The sequence below is a fragment of the Snodgrassella sp. W8135 genome (assembly GCF_016101225.1).
Classification (GTDB): Bacteria; Pseudomonadota; Gammaproteobacteria; order Burkholderiales; family Neisseriaceae; genus Snodgrassella; species Snodgrassella alvi.
Window position 1 is genome coordinate 935,608 of sequence record NZ_JACFQX010000001.1, and the last position, 20,944, is coordinate 956,551.

At 40.6% G+C, this 20,944-nt stretch carries 16 protein-coding genes; 9 read left to right on the plus strand and 7 right to left on the minus strand.

What is annotated here, in order from left to right:
• The first annotated feature begins 142 nt into the window (after positions 1–142).
• The 3 genes from H3T75_RS04170 to H3T75_RS04180 all read left to right on the plus strand — a co-directional run bounded on the left by H3T75_RS04170 (position 143) and on the right by H3T75_RS04180 (position 3,629).
• Positions 143–1,096, plus strand: a complete 954-nt coding sequence (locus H3T75_RS04170) for a tRNA-dihydrouridine synthase (protein WP_198211114.1) — start codon at positions 143–145, stop codon at positions 1,094–1,096.
• Complete coding sequence (locus H3T75_RS04175; protein ID WP_198211115.1) at positions 1,093–1,899, plus strand: RNA methyltransferase; 807 nt, start codon at positions 1,093–1,095, stop codon at positions 1,897–1,899. The genes H3T75_RS04170 and H3T75_RS04175 overlap by 4 nt, the downstream gene beginning before the upstream one ends.
• A 140-nt stretch (positions 1,900–2,039) precedes the next feature.
• Complete coding sequence (locus H3T75_RS04180; protein WP_084554117.1) at positions 2,040–3,629, plus strand: YdgA family protein; 1,590 nt, start codon at positions 2,040–2,042, stop codon at positions 3,627–3,629.
• 86 nt (positions 3,630–3,715) lie between these two features.
• Here H3T75_RS04180 and mutL read toward each other — a convergent pair whose 3' ends face one another.
• The gene (gene mutL, locus H3T75_RS04185) at positions 3,716–5,638 is read right to left on the minus strand and encodes a DNA mismatch repair endonuclease MutL (protein WP_100126344.1); all 1,923 of its coding nucleotides are present in this window, start codon (positions 5,636–5,638) and stop codon (positions 3,716–3,718) included.
• A gap of 41 nt (positions 5,639–5,679) precedes the next feature.
• Positions 5,680–6,324: a DedA family protein gene (locus H3T75_RS04190; RefSeq protein WP_198211277.1), complete on the minus strand. Its 645-nt coding sequence runs from the start codon at positions 6,322–6,324 to the stop codon at positions 5,680–5,682.
• A gap of 148 nt (positions 6,325–6,472) precedes the next feature.
• On the opposite strand from H3T75_RS04190, the gene ettA reads away from it, so the two are divergent.
• The 6 genes from ettA (at position 6,473) to H3T75_RS04220 (ending at position 15,279) form a co-directional block, all read left to right on the plus strand.
• Positions 6,473–8,140, plus strand: a complete 1,668-nt coding sequence (gene ettA, locus H3T75_RS04195) for an energy-dependent translational throttle protein EttA (RefSeq protein ID WP_100126345.1) — start codon at positions 6,473–6,475, stop codon at positions 8,138–8,140.
• A 195-nt stretch (positions 8,141–8,335) separates the two neighbouring features.
• Positions 8,336–10,780, plus strand: coding sequence for an endopeptidase La (lon, locus tag H3T75_RS04200; RefSeq protein ID WP_370570076.1), 2,445 nt, complete (start codon positions 8,336–8,338; stop codon positions 10,778–10,780).
• 200 nt (positions 10,781–10,980) lie between these two features.
• On the plus strand, positions 10,981–11,250 hold the full coding sequence (locus tag H3T75_RS04205; RefSeq protein WP_025330749.1) for an HU family DNA-binding protein: 270 nt from the start codon (positions 10,981–10,983) through the stop codon (positions 11,248–11,250).
• A 153-nt stretch (positions 11,251–11,403) separates the two neighbouring features.
• Positions 11,404–12,936, plus strand: a complete 1,533-nt coding sequence (locus tag H3T75_RS04210; RefSeq protein WP_198211116.1) for a peptidylprolyl isomerase — start codon at positions 11,404–11,406, stop codon at positions 12,934–12,936.
• A 112-nt stretch (positions 12,937–13,048) separates the two neighbouring features.
• The gene (locus tag H3T75_RS04215) at positions 13,049–14,395 is read left to right on the plus strand and encodes an aldehyde dehydrogenase family protein (protein ID WP_198211117.1); all 1,347 of its coding nucleotides are present in this window, start codon (positions 13,049–13,051) and stop codon (positions 14,393–14,395) included.
• 239 nt (positions 14,396–14,634) lie between these two features.
• Positions 14,635–15,279, plus strand: a complete 645-nt coding sequence (locus H3T75_RS04220; protein WP_198211118.1) for a toxin-antitoxin system YwqK family antitoxin — start codon at positions 14,635–14,637, stop codon at positions 15,277–15,279.
• Positions 15,280–15,288: 9 nt separating this feature from the next.
• Here H3T75_RS04220 and H3T75_RS04225 read toward each other — a convergent pair whose 3' ends face one another.
• From H3T75_RS04225 to H3T75_RS04245, 5 genes are all read right to left on the minus strand, one after another.
• Positions 15,289–15,585 (minus strand): CHY zinc finger protein, encoded by a 297-nt coding sequence (locus H3T75_RS04225; protein ID WP_037394973.1) that lies wholly within the window; start codon positions 15,583–15,585, stop codon positions 15,289–15,291.
• Between the two features lie 154 nt (positions 15,586–15,739).
• The gene (gene icd / locus H3T75_RS04230; protein WP_198211119.1) at positions 15,740–16,978 is read right to left on the minus strand and encodes an NADP-dependent isocitrate dehydrogenase; all 1,239 of its coding nucleotides are present in this window, start codon (positions 16,976–16,978) and stop codon (positions 15,740–15,742) included.
• Positions 16,979–17,121: 143 nt separating this feature from the next.
• Positions 17,122–18,192, minus strand: coding sequence for a DNA polymerase IV (dinB, locus tag H3T75_RS04235; RefSeq protein WP_198211120.1), 1,071 nt, complete (start codon positions 18,190–18,192; stop codon positions 17,122–17,124).
• 84 nt (positions 18,193–18,276) lie between these two features.
• On the minus strand, positions 18,277–19,323 hold the full coding sequence (locus tag H3T75_RS04240) for a lysozyme inhibitor LprI family protein (RefSeq protein WP_078475622.1): 1,047 nt from the start codon (positions 19,321–19,323) through the stop codon (positions 18,277–18,279).
• Positions 19,324–19,477: 154 nt separating this feature from the next.
• Complete coding sequence (locus H3T75_RS04245) at positions 19,478–20,608, minus strand: M14-type cytosolic carboxypeptidase (RefSeq protein ID WP_100125536.1); 1,131 nt, start codon at positions 20,606–20,608, stop codon at positions 19,478–19,480.
• Positions 20,609–20,944 lie beyond the last annotated feature (336 nt).

Consider the following 20,944-nt stretch of genomic DNA (forward strand, 5'->3'; position numbering starts at 1 on the left):
AAAGCAATTTTATTTTATAATTGTCGACGCAACTTGTTTATAAAACGAGTTGCGTTGTTTTTTGATTTAAGTAATTGTAATTTGTGTGGGCTGTATTATTTTGCAAACTAAAAGTACTGTACCAAAATTATTTTTGGCGCCTATGCAGGGTTTAATAGATGCGCCAATGCGCGATCTGTTAACACGCATTGGCGGATTTGATGTTTGTGTTACTGAATTTGTGCGCATAACTCATACCATTCATGGTCGCTCTATCTGGCTGAAATATATGCCTGAACTGACAAATAATAATCAAACTCAGGCTGGTACTGCTGTAGCCGTACAGATATTAGGAAGCGATGCAGAAAATATGGCACTGAATGCTCAAAAGGTAGTTGAACTGGGGGCTACACATATTGATTTAAATTTTGGTTGCCCGGCTCCTACAGTTAACCAGCATCAGGGTGGTGCAGTTCTCCTGCAGTATCCGGATAAAATTGAACAAATAGTAGCCGAAGTACGCAAAAGCTTGCCAGATAAAATTATGCTGAGTGCCAAAATGCGTCTGGGTTATGAAAATAAAGATCTGGCTCTGGATTGTGCACAGGCCATAGAACAGGGTGGTGCAGAGCAGCTAACAGTACATGCACGTACAAAAATCGAAGGTTATCGGTCTCCCGCTCATTGGGAATGGATAGGACGTATTAATCAGACAGTTTGTATTCCGGTTATTGCTAATGGTGATGTATTTACACTGGCTGATTATCAGAAAATCCGTGCTGTTAGTAATTGTACAGATGTTATGCTGGGACGCGGGGCAATTCAATGTCCGGATCTGGCGCGGCAAATTGCTGCCTATAATCATGGGCAAATAATATCTGCTCTATCATGGCAAGAAATTCTGCCGTGGATTGATGATTTTTTTAATAGTTGCTGTGATAAAGTCGCCAAGGATTCTGCTTATCCGGTATCCAGACTAAAGCAATGGCTGGGCATGCTTAAATTAAATTACCCTGAAGCAGGAAAGTTATTTACCCAGCTGCGTACTTTAACAGCCGTTAATCAAATCAGTCAGGTTCTTAATCAGCAATTAGAAGAAAGCCAGAATATTGTATGAGTTATAAAATTATACAATCTGCCAGTAATAATGAACTGAAGCATTTGTCCAAATTAATTGCTCAGTCTCATTACCGCCGTCAGCATCAGCTTGCTGTACTGGAAGGTGTTCATCTGGTTGAAACATTCATTCAGGCTGGATATTTAATTCAGACATTATATTTACCGCAACAGCGTATTCATGCCCCGGAAATTTCTGATTTACTTGCAACAATTCCGGCACATCAGGTTGTACTGGTTGCGAACAATCTACTGGATAAAATCAGTGATTTAGTTAATTCAAGAGAACCTGTAGCAATAGTGAAGCTACCGGAGGTTGTATCTGCATCAGATATTCAGGATGTTATTCTTTTAGAAAGAGTACAGGATCCCGGTAATACCGGTACCATTTTACGCAGTGCTCTGGCTGCCGGTGTTCATAATATTGTACTGAGCAAAGATAGTGTTGATGTCTGGTCGCCTAAAGTATTACGTGCAGCAATGGGCGCGCATGCCTATCTGAATATACAGACTGTTTCCGATTTAACAGCCTGGTGTACAGATTATGCCTATCCGTTGTATGCTACGGTATTGAGTCCTGAGTCTCATAGTCTTTATACATTAAATCTGAACGAACCTGCCGGCTGGATATTCGGCAATGAAGGAAGCGGACTGAGTGCAAAAATGCTACAAGCTGCTTCCAGACGCGTAATTATTCCCATGACCGGTCAGACTGAATCACTTAACGTGGCTATGGCTGCAACTATTTGTTTATTTGAACAACAGCGGCAGCGGCTTTTGGTAAACACCCTACCAAACAATTAATATTTTTATTTTTCAGGTCTGATTTGCAGATACCGGAATGAAACCAGGGCAGTTATCAGCAGCAAACCCGGCGGACAAATGCTCTGTTTGATGTTATCCTGCTAATCTTGCAGAACGTAGATATATAAGATATTTCAAGCATGAATAAACGTATTGTAACGATTGTTGCTGCCTTAGTGGCGGTTGTATTACTGATTTTACTGGGTTTGCCATACTATCTGGGTATTAAAGCCCAGCAAAGTCTTGACGAACAGCGTGCTTTACTAGCCAAAAATTCTTTTCTGCTGATTGAAAAGCAGAACTATGAACGCGGCTGGTTTAGCTCAACAGAGACTATGCAGATTCGCTTTAAACCCAGTTTTTTTGCCGGTGTACAGCAACAGTTACCGGATAATGTACGCACGGTACTGCAACAACCGATTACTTTGGTTAATCATGTACATCATGGATTATTTGCCGGCAGTATTCGTCCTGTACGGGCTCATGTAGAAACTGAGCTACAGTTCACGCCTCAGGCAAAACAGATTCTTGATCGTTTTTTTGGTCAGAATGCGCCACTACAGCTTGAAAATACTATTAATCTAAGTGGAAGCGGACAAATACACGTAGTAATTCCGAAATTCAATTATGAAGAGTTATCCGGAATTAAAATCAATTGGCAGGGGCTGGATTCAACAATTGATTATGCTAAAGATTTCAATAGTTATGATAGCCATACCGTCAGTCCCGGTCTGGATGTGATTCTGGCGACTAAAGGACATGCGTCTTATCAGGATTTAAAGCTGAACAGCCATACAGAACATGGTAAAACATCACTGGCTTTAGGTAATAGTGATCTGAGTATCAAAAACATTACATTTATCTGGAATGATGTATCAGATAACAGTATCCGTTTAGATCAATTGGTTAATCTGGTAACAAATTTGCAGATAGGTGCATTTATTAGTCCGGCTGGTAGCAGTATTCCTGCCAAAATTAACATTCAGGATCTGAAACTGGCTACTTCTACCCAGGAAAAAGATCAGTGGATTAATAGTAATGGTAAATTTGGTTTTGCTAAATTAGAGTATGGCAATGATGTTTATGGTCCACTGGATATTGATGCATCTGCCGAACATCTGGATGCAGCCAGTCTGGTGGCGATCAACAACAAAATTACTCAGTTATCAACTCAGAATCTGAATAATGAGCAACTTCGCGCAGCAATTGTATCTGCTGTGCGTAATGAGGGGCAGGGACTGTTTACTCATGACCCGCTTATTAAACTGAACAGTTTTAAATTGCAAATGCCGCAGGGCTTAATAGATATACATGGCAGCCTTGGTTTTAAAAATTTGCTTGCCTCTGATATGCAGCAGTTTGGATTAATGCTGAACAAAACTGAGTCAGAGATGGACTTTGCCATTCCTCAGGCGGTAATGGAAAATTTTGCCATCAGTCAGGCGCGTGCCTTTTTTACTGTAGATGCCAGTGCAGGGGGGCCGGAAGCTCTTGAAGATATTGATCAGACAATCCGCTTGATGATTGATAGTGCGGTTAAATCTATGCAGACCAAAGGCTATATACAGGTCGACAATGGGGTTATTAAAACTCATCTGAAATTATTGGGCGGCAAGCTTTATCTGAATGGCAAAATGTGGAATACCGAATCAGAACCTGAGCCGGATTATGCTGAATTACCGGCAGCATCTGAAACTGCTTCTATCCCTCAAGCTGCCACTAATCACTAACTACCATTAGTATAAAAACCTCTTAATCTTGCTGATTAAGAGGTTTTTTATTAATTCATATATCAAATTTTAGTATAGATAATTATTTATTGTCCTCTCAAAAATAAAGCATCCAAATCCTGTAAGCGAAGTTTTACCCATGTAGGGCGACCATGATTACACTGATTAGCACGTTCTGTATTTTCCATATCGCGCAGTAATGCATTCATCTCCGGTAAAGTTAATTTACGTCCTGCACGTACTGAACCATGACAGGCTAAAGTGGAAAGAATGCGGTTTTCCCGTTCTCTGATGACTTCGCTGCTGCCAATTTTCATTAAATCATCCAAAACTTCCTGTACCAGCAGCTTAATATCGCTTTTTACCAGCATAGCCGGTACGGTATGCACCACCAATTGCTGATGATTTTCAACCGAAATATCCAGACCATAATCTTGTAAAGTAGCGGCATATTCATTTGCCAGGGCAATTTCTTCATGGCTGGCATTAAAGCGGATTGGAATCAGTAATGTCTGACTACTTACTTTACCCGTTGCATCACGCTGTTGCTTCATTTTTTCATAATTTACTCGTTCGGCACTAGCATGCATATCGACCAGAATAAGTGCGTCTTCTGCTTGTGCCAGAATATATATATCAAGTAGCTGGGCAATAGCATATCCCAGTGGGGGAACTATCGTTTCATTCGCCTGTACTGATTGATAAGTAGAATTTATACCGCGGACTTGCTCCAAGCTGGTCAGTTCATTATCAACTTCTGCTGATTGTGAGATACTGATTGTATTGTTTTCAAGTACTGGTTCTGATTTATATAATTCAGCATAAGTATTCAGAGCACTCTGTGATTCTTTTAAACTCAGATTGCGCTGAACCGGTGTATGGCTTCGCTGATATGGTGCCGGAGACTGTATTGCAGTATTGATTTTATTAGAACCAAATACTTGTTGAACTTCAGCCGGCTGTTTTTGCATAATATCTTTGAGTGCTGTTTCCGGCTGGGATACAGAGGTGGTATGGCTGGCATTCGTAGAAGCCAGACATTTATTCAAAGTATGAAATACAAGCTGATGTACAGCCTGACCCTGGCGGAAACGCACTTCAGTTTTGGTTGGATGGACATTTGCATCAACTTCGGTAGGCGGCAAGGTAAGAAACAGGATAAATGCAGGTGTTAAGGCCTGATGTAAAACATCGTTATATGCCTGTTTAACTGCATGCAGAATAATTTTATCCCGTACAAATCGCTGATTGACAAAAATATATTGCTGGCTGGTTTTGCCATGTGTAAAAGTGGGTTTACTAATGAGTCCGTGTAAACGCATTTCATTGAGTTTTTCGTCAACACTCAGGCTGGCAGCGGTAAAATCTGCTCCCATAATGGCTGAGCAGCGCTCTTGCAGGGATTGTGCAGGCAATGAAAGTATATTTTTATTATTATGCTGTAAACTGAATGCTACTTCAGGATGAGCCAGTGCCAGACGTTCTACCATGGTACGACAATGAGCAAACTCAGTTGCAGGAGATTTAAGAAACTGACGCCTTGCCGGTGTGTTGAAAAAAAGTTCAACTACATCAACAGTCGTTCCAGTGGAATGTGCAGCTGGTTTAACATCACTGAGTTTACCGTCTTCTGCGTAAATTTGAGTTGCGTGATTATCCAAATCCGTACGACTAGTCAGAGTCAGGCGGCTGACTGAGGCAATACTGGCCAGACCTTCACCACGAAAACCCATGCTTACTACCTTTTCCAGATCTTCCAGAGAACTGATTTTACTCGTTGCATGACGATGTAAAGCTAGCGGAATATCTGTCTTATCTATGCCCTGGCCATCATCAGTAACAGACAAACGTTTGATACCACCGGCTTCCAGCTGAATATCAATATGGCTGGCTCCCGCATCCAGACTGTTTTCAATTATTTCTTTCAGTGCATTGGCCGGACGTTCAATCACTTCTCCGGCAGCTATCTGGTTAATTAAATGATCGGGTAATACATGTATCTGACTCATAACATGCCTGTAATATCGTTATTAACAGCAGAAAAGAATATTTAATTTTGCTTTGAAGCTGTAAATCTGTGGCGCAGTATTTCTATAACAGCCGGCAATAGAGAAATAGCAATGATAATAATCAGTGCCAGAGAAAGATTCTGTTTAATAAATGGCAGATTACCAAAAAAATACCCGGCATAAGAAAACAGCACAACCCAGAGGATAGCACCAATACAGTTATAGCGTATAAAATGACCATAATGCATATGTCCCATTCCGGCTACAAACGGTGCGAATGTACGCACTATTGGGACAAAACGGGCAATGATAATCGTCTTGCCGCCATGCTTTGCATAAAATTCCTGTGTTTTGTGTAAATAAATTTGTTTGAATATTTTCGAATGCGGATTTGCAAACAGATGGGCACCAAATTTTTTTCCGATTGAAAAATTTACGGCATCACCGATGATAGCGGCAGCCAGTAACAACACAACCATAAAATGCACATTCATCTCGCCTATAGCAGCGATTCCACCGGCTGCAAACAACAAGGAATCCCCAGGCAGAAACGGAGTAACTACCAATCCAGTTTCACAAAAAATCAAAGCAAACAGAATTACATAAATCCATATTCCATATTGAGTCACAATAAATTGCAGGTGCTGATCAATATGTAAAATGAAATCTATCAGAGTTGAGATTATATTCATGAAGGATAGCAAAGAAATAAATGGTGGTATTTTAACGCAAAGCATTCGGAAACAGCAGGTATATGCATGCTAAAATTAAAATCATAATCATCAGCTCTTCCTTTCAGGCTGATTCTGACTAATTTACACTGATGAATACACTATGAGCCAATATGTATACTCAATGCTGCGCGTAAGTAAAACCGTGCCGCCTCAAAAACAGATTATCAAGGATATTTCTTTATCTTTCTTTCCCGGTGCCAAAATTGGTTTGTTGGGACTTAATGGTGCTGGGAAATCCACTGTGTTAAAAATTATGGCCGGAGTGGATACCGAATTTGAAGGTGAAGCCATTCCAATGAGTGGTATCAAAATCGGCTATTTACCACAGGAGCCACAGCTTGATGCTGATAAAACAGTAAGAGAAGAAGTGGAATCCGGTTTGGGGGATGTAGCCGGTGCACAGAAAAAACTGGAAGAAGTCTATGCTGCTTATGCAGAACCGGATGCTGATTTTGATGCGCTGGCCGAAGAGCAGGCACGGCTGGAAGCTATTATCGCGGCAGGGGCCGGAGATAATTTAGAACATCAGCTGGAAATTGCTGCTGATGCACTGCGGTTACCAGAATGGGATGCACGGATTGGTAATTTATCCGGCGGGGAAAAACGCAGAGTTGCATTATGTAAATTGCTATTAAGTAAGCCGGATATGCTGTTACTGGATGAACCGACTAATCACCTTGATGCAGAATCAGTAGAATGGCTGGAACAGTTTCTGGTTCGTTTTCCGGGTACAGTAGTAGCTGTTACGCATGACCGCTATTTTCTGGATAACGCTGCAGAGTGGATTCTGGAATTAGACCGTGGGCATGGTATTCCATGGAAAGGTAACTATAGTTCATGGCTGGAACAAAAAGAAGCCCGACTGGAGAACGAAGCTAAAACCGAGGCCGCAAGAATTAAAGCCATGAAGCAAGAGCTTGAGTGGGTAAGACAGAATGCACGCGGGCGTCAGGCTAAATCTAAAGCGCGTCTGGCGCGTTTTGAAGAAATGAGTAATTACGAATATCAGAAACGTAATGAAACTCAGGAAATATTTATTCCTGTAGCCGAGCGTCTGGGTAATGAGGTGATTGAGTTTGAGCGTGTCAGCAAAAGTTTTGGTGACAAATTACTCATTGATGATTTAAGTTTTAAAATTCCGCCTGGTGCCATTGTCGGAATTATCGGACCAAACGGAGCTGGTAAATCTACATTATTTAAACTTATTACCGGACAGGAACAGCCGGATACAGGTAAGGTAAAGGTTGGTCAGACAGTAAAATTATCAATTGTTGATCAGAGCCGCCAGGGTCTGCATGATGATAAAAACGTATTTGATGAAATAGCAGAAGGGCATGATATTTTACAGGTAGGACAATTTGAAATTCCTGCCCGAGCCTATCTGGGCAGATTCAACTTTAAAGGCAGTGACCAGAGTAAAATTGTAGGAAAACTATCCGGAGGTGAGCGCGGACGTCTGCATCTGGCCAAAACTTTAATTTCCGGTGGTAATGTATTGCTGCTGGATGAACCATCAAATGATCTGGATGTGGAAACTCTGCGTGCACTTGAAGAGGCCTTACTGGAATTTGCCGGCAGCGTACTCGTCGTTTCACATGATCGCTGGTTTCTTGACCGGATTGCCACACATATTCTGGCTGCTGAAGGCGAATCAAAATGGGTATTTTTTGATGGCAATTATCAGGAGTATGAAGCTGATAAAAAACGTCGTCTGGGCGAAGAAGGTGCAAAACCCAAACGCATTCGCTATAAACCGGTAATTCGCTAGTTTGTCTGGCCGGACATATTAAATTCAGATGCTATATATATTTGTCCGGCTAATATTTCTCTTTTTAAAATAAATCTTCTTGATACAGAATTTTTCAATAATTATTCAATATTTGAAATACTTGAAAAAAACTGGTTTAGCACCATTTTAACATCCAATTTAATTGCATATTTCCAGGAAAGATTGAGGCATTACATGGCTGAAATTTATGATTCTGCTCCGTTACAGCCAACCACGATGGCAATGTTGCCTTTGCGTGATGTTGTCGTTTACCCGCATATGGTATTGCCCCTTTTTGTAGGACGTGAAAAATCCATAGCGGCTCTGGATGCTGCCATGGAGCATGATGAACCGGTATTTTTGCTGGCACAAAAAAACGCAGATACTGATGAGCCACATGCTGAAGACATGTATGACATGGGCACAGTAGCCAGTATTCTGCAAGTGCTTAAATTACCTGATGGTACGGTTAAAGTACTTGTGGAAGGTCTGTACCGGGCTAAGGTACAGTATATTGATGAAAGCGGGCCATATGTTGAGGCTCATATAGAAAAATGTACGGATGCCATTGAAGAGGATAAACATGATGATGAGGCATTACGTCGTACCTTATTATCCCAGTTTGAACAGCTGGCGAAATTGAATAAAAAAATTCCGGCAGAAGTCATTACTACTATTAACGGTATCGATACTCTTAGCCGTCTGGCTGATACTATTGCAGCCCACTTGCAGCTGAAACTTGACCAGCGTCAGCAAATCCTTGCTATGACCAATGTGACTGCCCGTCTGGAACATTTACTTCATTTGCTTGAGTCTGAGCTGGATATCCTTCAGGTAGAAAAACGTATTCGCGGGCGAGTAAAGCGGCAAATGGAAAAGTCGCAGCGTGAATATTATCTGAATGAACAGGTAAAAGCGATTCAGAAAGAGCTGGGTGAAGAAGATGATGATCTGGCTAATCTTGAAACGCAGATTCGTCAGGCTGGTATGAGCAAAGAGGCAGAAGAAAAATGTCTGTCTGAATTCAAAAAATTGCGCATGATGCCTCCGATGTCAGCTGAATCAACTGTTGTTCGCAATTATATAGATACGCTGCTTGAATTACCGTGGAAAAAGAAATCCAAGGTAAGCAAAGATATTGGCAAAGCCGATATGATTCTGAATGCCGACCACTATGGTCTCGAAAAAGTTAAAGAACGCATTCTTGAATATCTTGCAGTGCAAAAACGCATGAATCAGCTTAAGGGGCCTATTTTATGTCTGGTCGGCCCTCCGGGTGTAGGTAAAACATCACTGGGTGAATCCATTGCTAAAGCGACCGGACGAAAATATGTTCGTATGGCGTTAGGTGGTGTGCATGATGAGAGTGAAATCCGCGGCCACCGGCGAACTTATATCGGCTCAATGCCCGGTAAAATTCTGCAAAACATGGCCAAGGTTGGTGTTAAAAACCCACTGTTTTTACTCGATGAAATTGATAAATTAGGTAATGATTTCAGGGGTGATCCTGCCAGTGCTTTACTTGAAGTGCTTGATCCTGAACAAAACCATTCTTTTTCTGACCATTATGCAGAGGTTGAATTTGATTTATCAGATGTAATGTTTATTGCTACTTCTAATAGTATGAACATTCCGTCTCCGCTACTTGACCGTATGGAAATTATTCGTCTTTCCGGTTATACCGAAGACGAAAAAATCAATATTGCCATGAAATATCTGGTAGCGAAACAGATCAAGCAAAATGGTGTACGCGACGGTGAAATCTGCATTGAGGAATCAGCTGTACGCGATATTATCCGTTATTACACCCGTGAAGCAGGTGTGCGTTCACTTGATCGTGAAATAGCCAAAATTTGCCGTAAAGTAGTAATGAAGCAAGCGGTTGCAGCAGAAAATACCAGTAAAGGTAAAAAAGCTAAAGTAAAACCAGAAACGATTGTAATTAATGCAGATAATTTACATGACTATCTTGGTGTCCGTCGCTTTGATTATGGAGTAGCGGAAAATGAAAACCGTATTGGTCAGGTAACAGGATTAGCCTGGACAGAAGTGGGTGGTGAACTTTTAACGATTGAAGCCAGCAGATTTCGTGGTAAAGGCAATATTCTGCGTACCGGTAAGCTGGGTGATGTGATGCAGGAATCTGTCAGCGCTGCGTGGAGTGTTGTTCGTTCACGGGCTGAAAGTCTGGGTATCGAGCCTGATTTTTATGAAAAAAATGATATTCACGTTCATGTTCCTGAAGGTGCTACGCCGAAAGATGGTCCGAGTGCGGGTAGTGCTATAACTCTAGCTTTAGTTTCTGCTTTCACCGGTATCCCGGTACGTGCGGATGTAGCCATGACTGGCGAAATTACTCTGCGAGGAGAAATTCTGCCAATTGGCGGGCTGAAAGAAAAGCTGCTAGCTGCTTTACGCGGCGGAATAAAGCATGTGCTGATTCCGAAAGACAATGTTAAAGATCTGGAAGAAATTCCGGCTAACATCTGTGAACAGCTGACTATTCACCCGGTACAGTGGATAGATGAAGTACTTAATCTGGGGTTGGCTTATCCGCCCAGCCCGTGGCAGAGTACACCTGAAGAAAGTTTAATAGCTAAATCGGCGCCTAAGTCAACAACAAAAACTGTAAAACACTGAGTATGCAGCCATTCACCAACACTAATGGTGAATGGCATTGTTTTTGGCATGATTTAACTCAATGTAGATGTGTCGGCGCTTGACATAAAGAATTTGGGCTTGTTATAAAGTAATCGTAATGTATTGTTCAGTTTTTGCCATAAAGGAAATGGTCGGAAACTGAAAATCATATGAACATAACAACAGAAAGGGACTTTATTGTGAATAAGTCTGAATTGATTGAAGCTATTGCTCAGGAAGCCGATTTACCTAAAGCTTCTGCAGCAAAGGCTCTGGACGGTATGATTAGCTCTGTTACTAAAGCACTGAAAAGTGGTGATACTGTAACTTTAGTGGGTTTCGGTACATTTTATGTTGGTGAACGTGCTGCACGTGCCGGACGTAACCCGAAAACTGGCGAGCCATTGCAAATCAAAGCAGCCAAAACTCCTAAGTTCCGTGCAGGTAAAGCACTGAAAGATGCTCTTTGATTTGAATTCTGTAATCAAGCTGGGCGGGATATTTTCCCGCCTTTTTTATTGTTTGTCGCTTTTGTGCATTAATTCTTTAATCAACATGGTTTAGCTTAATAAAAAAAGTTACAATATCGTTCTGTCTGTTTTAAATAAAGTTAACTGAATCTCATGTTTCATATTGTAGAAAAATATAAAACCCCGGCTCAGATTATTCTAGGCGCGATTTGTCTAAGTTTTGTATTTGCAGGTGGCTATTCACTGGCTGTTCCCGGTTCTGATTATGTCAGCAAAGTAGGTGACATAAAAATTAAAATAAACGACGTCAATGATTTTCAGCGGCGTCTACAGAACGCATCTGGTAATCCGGTAAGTAAACAGCTTGCTTATGAAACACTGCGTGATCAGGCTTATATTCAGCAGGCTGCTAATGATATGAATATTAATGTTTCTATCAGCCAGATAAAACAGGTGATTGCATCTGATCCGAGTTTTCAGGAAAACGGAAAATTTGTAGAAGCCAAATATCGCGCATTTTTACAACAGTCAGGAATGACAGAAGAAGCTCTAATAGACGGTATGCGTAAACAGTACGCTATGCAGACTATGCTGAATCTTATGAAAGCCGGTAATTTGGTAAGTGACGTACAGGCCAGACAAATGATTAATCTGTTGCAATCTGCACGTCAGGTTCAAACAATTACCTTTCCTGCAGCAAAATTTGTCAGTCAGGTAGCTGTTGATGACAGCAAGCTAAAAGCTTATTACGAAGCGAATAAAAAACGTTATTATCTGCCGCAGGCTGTGAAATATGAATTTGTACAATTGTCTGCTGCAGAGCTGGGCGCTAAGGAAACAGTCAGTGAAGCTGAGCTACAGGAAGCATATAATCAGATTCCGACTTCCGCATCAGCTCCGAAACCCTCATTGGAAAGTGTAAAAGCACGATTAACTCAAGAGATTCAGATTCGTAAGGGTGCAGCTGTTGTTGCGAAAATGAAAGAAACTGTCAGTGATCTGGCATTTAATAACCCAAAAACATTACAGCCGATTAATGATAAGCTCGGTTTACAAATTCACAAGGTAGATCAGGGTTGGGTAACACGCGATATAGCCAATGCCAATCGGATGCCTAAAGCGTTGCAAGATGTTTTATTTGGAAATGATGTACTGGTAAAACGATATAATTCTGAACCAGTTGATTTGGGTAACGGAACATATTGGGTGGTACGTGCACTGGATGTACGTAAAGAACATCAGGCATCTTTTGCAGAGATTAAACCTCAGATACAACAGGACTACATTGCCGAGGAAGCCAAAAAGCTGGCGACAGCATCAGCTAAGCAGGCTCTGGAAAATTTAAATAAAGGTGATGTTTCCAGTCTGCCATGGTCACCAAGTACAGATCTTACACCACAACAAGCTGTAGCGATGATGTCTAAGGGTGATTTCCAGCTTTGGATTAAAGCCAAACCTGCAAACAATAAACCGGCATATATTTTACTTACTGATCAGCAAAATCCAGTATTGGTTAAAATTAATGCAATTAAACCACCTCAGGATATGGGTAATGTTTTGCCACAGGCTAAGCAAATTATCAGCGAAAATCTGGCACAAAACCTTGCTGTTGCTAATCTGCAATGGTTAAAAAATCGCTATAAAGTGAAGCAGGGTGTACAAAAGCTGGATACGGCTGACGAATAATAAAATTATTATTGACCTTATAAGTTTTATAAGGTCAATATTTTTTGCAGACATATATTGTCTTGTATTCAATACGTATGGATTTACCGTTTGCAGTTGAAGGATTTTTGAGTTGTATACCAGTTATCATGCCATTACAGGTGAAGTTCTATTTACCCGTGAAAATCTGACCAGAGCTGAATTCGATTTACAGTATCAGCAGCTGTCCAGTAAACAACGTAATTTTGCCTGTGAAAATGTGCAAACACGCACTCATTATCTTTTAGAGTTTGCTCAGCGACTGGAACAAGCACAAGCCGAACTGGCCTATCAGATTTGTATTGAAGTAGGGCGCTGTTTGCGTGAATGTGAAGCAGAAATCAGTAAATCTATTGCTCTGATTCGTTATTATGCACATTTAGCGCCCGAGCTGCTTGCTCATAAAACTATTGCCACGCAGGCAAGCCTGAGTCAGGTACGTTTTGAGCCTCTAGGAACAGTATTGGCAGTAATGCCATGGAATTATCCGGTATGGCAGATTTTGCGCTTTGCTATTCCTGCTTTATGTGCCGGAAATGCCTGTCTGGTGAAACCGGCACCTTCTGTAGGCAAAATCAGCCAGATGCTGTTTGAATTGATAGGGGATGATTTACCTTTACAACTTGTCTGGCTCAGTAATGATGATATTGAATATGCTATTGTTCAAACACAGGCACTGGCTTTCACCGGTTCAACCCAAACCGGGCGATATCTGGCTGCACTGGCCGGCAGCCATTTACGCAAATGTGTTATGGAGCTGGGCGGAAGCAATGCCTTCATTGTATTAAATGATGCGGATATTAAGCAGGCTGCGGCAGATGCTTGTTATTCACGCTTTCGCGATGCCGGTCAGTCATGTAATGCGGCCAAACGGCTGATTATAAATAATGACATTGCTGATGAATTTCTGGCTGTTTTTATGCAACACTGCCGAAAACTGCAAATGGGGGAGCCATGGCTGCCATCCACAACTTTGGCACCACTGCATCGCAATGATTTACGTACATTGGTTCATGCGCAAGTTCAGGATGCACTAACCCAGGGTGCACAATGCTTACTTGGCGGTAAAATCCCGGAAAATGTACAAGGCTGGTTTTATCCAGCTACTATTCTGGATAAAGTCAATCCGGATTGTCGTGTATATCATGAAGAAGTATTTGGACCAGTAGCGATTATTCTGCGAGCCAGTGATAATCATCATGCATTAACGCTGGCTAATGATAATCCTTTTGGTCTGGGAGCCAGTATTTATACGCAGAACACTTCACAGGCATGGAAATTCGCAGAACATTTAAATGTCGGTAGTGTATTTATTAACCGACATACGAGTAGTGATTTACGCCTGCCTTTTGGTGGAGTAAAAGATTCCGGATTCGGACGCGAATTGTCAGAATTTGGTATTTATGAGTTTGTTAATGTGAAAACCTACTGGCAAAAATAATTGATACATTCATATAATCAATAATTTATTTGAAAAAGAATGTAATATCTATAGATATAATTTTTATTGCATAAAATAATGAATCTACTTAGTAAAAAGGGACAGAAACTATGTATGTAGCCAGACGCTTTTACTGGTTCGTACTTGCCATAATACTTTTTTTGATTTTTATAACAGTTGTATGGCAGATAAAGTCCCAAGCGCATAAAACTGTCAATACAGATATAAACCAACAGGTTGTGAATAAGCAGCCAAAGGTTCAATATCATCAGAATTCTCACCAATCAAAAAACAATCAGGTTAATGAACAGATTATTTCTGAACCTGAAAAAAACAAATACGCTGCTGAATATGCTTTACCAATAGATCAATTACAACAGTTAATTCCGGCTATGAAAGAAGGCGTATTACTGCTCTCGTATTCGGATGGTAAAAAGAAACTACAAGGCAATTATAAAAATGGTAAACCAGTCGGACAATGGCATAGCTGGTATCCAAATGGCCGGCTTGCGATTGAAATAAGCTGGAAAAACGGTTTACCGAATGGCAAAACATGCAGCTGGTATGAAAATGGCCATAAACGCGGAGAAATTTATTTCGTTAACGGAAAAGCAGAAGGGCGCTGGCAGCGCTGGTACGCTAACGGGCAGATAAAACAGGATATGACTGTACATCAAGGCGTGGTAAAAACGATGACTACGTGGGATAACAGCGGACATCTGATTTCTGATGTTGCAATTATAGATAATAAAGTCAGCGGTGTTGTTCTAACCTGGTATGATTCAGGTGCCAAAAAAAGTGAATCTGTATTTGAAAAGAACGAACTAGTACGTAAAACCGAATGGGATGAAGACGGACTAATTGTTGACCTTGATGATAACTAATAATATATATTATTTAAAATAAATATCTTTATGTAATGCACAGCGTGGATTAAAAGAAGCCTGACAAAACGGACACTGATATTGCTGATACTGTTTATAGGTTAAGGGGGTTTTGCAATTTCCACACATAACCGGTTGGCTATTTTCAGTTGTCATGGCTACAAATGTATGATCACACATCAAATCATGGCATTTAAAGCAGGCATAGTATTGTTTACACTGGGCACATTGAAGGGCAGCGATATCATTTTCATTATGATAGTGTACACAGCGACCGCAAGAGTCGGTTTGAATTCCTAAAATCATTGTTTTCAACTTTTCAGATAATATTCATTATATCTGAACATAAATGTTTTTAAAGATAACTGTCTTTATATATCGAACGAATTAAAAATTTTATTTTATAAAAAAACCGAATCCTGTTTCAGGATTCGGTTTTGTGAATACAAGATATGAAAAGTTACATACGTTCAATCAAAGCTTTACCGAAATCTGAGCAGGAGACTTCTTTTGCACCTTCCATCATACGAGCAAAATCATAGGTGACAATTTTGTCGGCAATGGCTTTTTCAATTGAGGTAATAACCAAATCTGCAGCTTCTTTCCAGCCTAAATGCCGTAACATCATTTCGGCAGACAGAATAATAGATCCCGGATTAACTTTATCCTGACCGGCATATTTAGGTGCAGTACCATGTGTTGCTTCAAATACGGCATATTCATCAGAGATATTGGCTCCCGGAGCAATACCGATACCACCAACCTGAGCGGCCAAAGCATCTGAAATGTAGTCACCATTCAGATTCAGTGTCGTAATCACATCATATTCAGCCGGACGCAGCAAAATCTGCTGCAGGAATGCATCAGCAATACAATCTTTAATGACGATATTTTTACCGGTTTTCGGATTTTTAAATTCGCACCATGGTCCATCACCAATTAAAGTTGCGCCAAATTCATTTTTAGCCACTTCATAAGACCAGTCACGGAATCCGCCTTCGGTAAATTTCATGATGTTACCTTTATGAACAATGGTAACACTGTCTCGGTCATTATCAATAGCATAACGTATAGCTGCGCGGGTCAGACGTTGTGAACCCTCTTTAGAAACAGGCTTAATACCAATGCTGGATGTTTCAGGGAAGCGGATTTTGGTAACACCCATTTCACCTTGCAGGAAGTTAATAATTTTTTTAGCATCTGCTGTTTCTGCAAACCATTCAATACCTGCGTAAATATCTTCAGTGTTCTCACGGAAAATAACCATGTCAACTTTACTAGGATCTTTAAGCGGAGAAGGTACGCCTTTGAAATACTGTACAGGACGTACACACTGATATAAATCCAGTTGCTGACGAATGGCAACATTCAGTGAACGGATACCGCCGCCTACCGGTGTAGTCATCGGTCCTTTGATTGCTACTTTATATTCTTTAATGGCTTCCAGTGTTTCTTCCGGTAACCATACATTTTCACCATAAACTTTAGTGGCTTTTTCACCGGCATAAACTTCCATCCAGACAATTTTTCTGGAGCCGTTATAGGCTTTCGCTACTGCTGCATCAATAACGTCTTTCATCACTGGCGTAATATCAACACCAATACCATCCCCTTCAATAAAAGGAATGATTGGATCATTCGGAATAGCTTGGCCAGAAACGATTTTATGACCTTCTGTCGGCACTTTAATGTGACTCATGGTAACTCCTGTGATGTTACTTTTTCTGATAAAGGGCTACTTACTCCCGCTTGCAGCCTGACAGCCTCATTATCCTTTATTTTGTTAACTTAAGCCAGAAAAATGTAGTGCGATGTAGTCGAAATTGTTTCAAGGAGATATCATTAGAATGCATTTTCAGAAGCCCATAAATCAGGCTGATATTCATGCTGATAGAAATGGCTGATACCCAGACCAATCAGACGGAATTGTTCGCCATTGTCCGGTAACCGCTTGAGTAAATCCTGCCCGGCAGCAATCAAAGCTGCAGCATCAGGTAAAGGAGAAGAGTAGGTCTGCGAACGTGTATGAATCTGAAAATCGGCAGTTTTTAATTTTAAAGTTACACAATTTCCCTGCAACTGTTTCTGCTGCATTGTTTCTACCAATGTTTGTGCCAGGTCGGGCAGATGGCGGGCGATTTCAATCAGATTTTCATTTTCGATAAGTGTAATTTCCGTAGATATCTGCTGGCGGTTACGTTCAGGAGTAACTTCGCGGTCATCACGCCCCTGAGCTAGATCAAACAGCCGGTATCCCCAGCGACCAAAATGATGCACTAAAACAGATAAGCTTACCTGACTTAAATCTCCGACTGTTTTCCAGCCTAAGGCATTCATTTTCTGTTCAGTTACTTTACCGACTCCGGGAATTTTACCTAATGGTAATTTCTGCAAAAAATTCATTACTTGTGAAGGGGCTATAACAAACTGACCGTTTGGCTTGCGCCAGTCAGAAGCAATTTTAGCCAGAAATTTGTTAGGAGCAATACCGGCGGAGGCGGTCAAACCGGTTTCAGACAGAATAGATGCGCGTATTTCACTGGCAATATCGCGGGCATAAGGCAGTTTGCCCTGATAATTAGTGACATCGAGATAAGCCTCATCCAAAGATAAGGGTTCAATTTGATGTGTATAGCGGCTAAAGATACTGTGAATATGCTGTGATACTACACGGTATTTATTGAAATCCGGAGTAATATAAATTGCCTGAGGGCATAATCGCTTAGCTGTAGATACAGCCATAGCAGAATGTAATCCATATTTGCGAGCCGCATACGAGGCAGCACAAATTACTGACCTTGGTCCATCCCATGCTACAACAACAGGTTTGCTTTGAAGTTCGGGACGATCGCGCAACTCTACTGACGCATAAAAAGCGTCCATATCAATATGAATGATTTTCCGATCCGACATGTTTATACTTTATTTATTAAATATGTAGGATCAGACATCAGTAATATAAAAAATAATACTGATGTCCAGACTAATAATGACGAATTAATGCAGGCTATAACCGTTAAGATACTTAATACGTTCATTAGTCATTAGTGTATCACATTCCAGCCGTATTAGTTCCGCCTGAGCAGGCGAAGCGGCTTTAGCCGCTTTTGCCTGACACTGACTGGTTTTCTGGGCTATCCATTTCTGTTCTTCCTGCTGCAAGGTATTACGAACAGTATCGTTCAGATTATGCCATTTCGCATTAATAACACTATTGGCATTGCGGTTATTATCCCGTGCCTGCTGCAACTGATCAGCAGTTATATCGTTTTGGATAATGTGATTGTTATCAGCCTGATTATTATTCTCTGTTGCTAAAGAATGACCGTTAAGAATATCACTTGCTTTCTGAGCTTCTGGGCTGAGGCGATCTAATGGTAAAACCTGGGCATTGGGATTAGTGATCAGCTTGATAGCATCTGCACGATTGTACATATGCCCGGCAATCATGACTGTATCCTTGATACCATAGGGTAATAGTGCATTACCTAAAACAGTACTTAAGGTTTGAATACCTGTCTGATCAAATTTGCTGGCGGAATTGGTTACAGATGCTGCATTAGCATTTGTTTTGTCTGAAACAGGTGCATATTGGATAGGTTTAGTAAAAACATTATCATGCAGGGTAACTTCATTACCTTGCAACTGCTGATTCAGATGGGCAATAAAATCAGTTTTACCAAATAACAACGGTGCATTTGTCTGAATTTGCTGCCAAATATTAGTGGGAACGGTAATTTTTAGCTCACTGCTGCAAACAGGATTACCATTATTGTCTTTATCCAGCTTGCCATCAGACACGGCTACAGATAATTCATGGCTGGCATTGATTACTTTATCTGCATCTACAAACTGACGGCTGTCATTTTGAGCAAACTGATGAACATTATTATTGATACCTGTCTGCAGGGTTTGCTGAATCTGACTGCGAAGCTGCTCACTATTGCAGCTTAGCTTTGCTTTAGATGCTTCTGAATCATCCCTTGAACAGGCTGCCAAAGAAATAATGCTGATGATGCTGTATACAAGTATGCTTCTTTTCATGATTGTTTCCTATATTGATAATGGATAAAAGACAACTTGATTACAAATAATGCATCTTTATTATGCTGCGTATGTAATTATTAATCATTTGATTTTACTCAAAAATACAAAAAGCCTGAAATATCTCTCAGGCTTTGAAAACAATATGACTGATTTAACGCAAACTATCCAGTATAGAGTAAATCGGGCTTAAAATTGCTTCCCCCAAACGCAGAGAACGCTGGCCGTTCCAGCCAAAATCGTCATCCGGCCATTGATTATTGTCTTTAAATGGCATTTCAAGTGTATAAGCTAAACAATTAAAGGTTTCGCCAATATATGCAGTAGCAATATTCAGATTGGCTTTACCCGGTTCATCTTTTTCATAACCATATTTATCCTGAAAATCCGGACTTGCTACCAGAAAGGCCTGTTTGAACATTTCCTGTAACGAATGCAGCCTGTCATCGAAGGAAGGAATTCCCTCATTACCTGAAAGAAATACATAAGGAATAGATTCATCGCCATGAATATCCAGGAATAAATCCACTCCTGTTTCATGCATTTTTTCACGTACCAGATAAACTTCCGGACTGTTTTGCATGCTGGGCTGTAACCATTCGCGATTGAGATTTGCTCCGGCAGCATTAGTACGCAAATTACCGAGTACGGATCCATCAGGGTTCATATTCGGAACAATATAAAATGTAGCCTGATCCAGCAAAGCACGTGCTGTCGGATCCTGATGATCTAATAATCTGCCTAACAGACCTTCAATAAACCATTCAGCCATCGTTTCGCCAGGATGCTGACGCGCAATCACCCAGATTTTCAAATCGCTGGCAACCTGATTGCCAATTGTCAGCAGATTAATATCACGTCCCTGAATAGTGCTGCCTAAATCTTCTATCTGGCATAAGCCGCTGCTCTGGCTGTCACCTAGTAAATTCAGATGCTGTTCATATGAATAAGGTTCGAAGTAGGCATAGTAAATACTATTGGATAACGGAGTATGAGAAATAGTTAATATGTCGTTTTCGAAAGTTGTAGGAACACGAAACCAGTTGATGCGATCATAAGAGCACATTGCCTGATAATCTTCCCAACCTTCCGGGTAAGCGGATTCAGTTGTATTAATGAAGTTCAGGCGAATATTCTGATAGGCAACACCCTGTACACGGAAATAAAACCATTGCCGAAATTCGGCCGCATTGTCTTTAGGTAATTTGAGCTGGATATTAGCCGGATCACTGGCATCGACAATCTCAATATTACCACCATCAAACTGAGTGCTGATTTTTAGCATACAACTACTTTCATTGAAATAAACAACTGAGTTAAAGATATTGTAGTCTTTCTGGCAGTGACTTTCTATGTTTGTCAGATAAAATTTATGGCAGGATAATATAGTATCGCTTTGCTAATAAATAATTTTTGTACCGCTTAAAATTTATTTTATGAGTTTAAAATTTAATTTGAACATTAAAATATCTGCTTAAGGTGTGATTATTTAAAAATCCGTTAACTTATTAGCACTTTGCCCTGAATGATGTATTTAATGAAAGCTTTTAAGCTCTAATGTTTGAAAATTAAAAGCTTTTCTGAATTATTATAAATTCTTGGGCGCACTACAGTACATTCC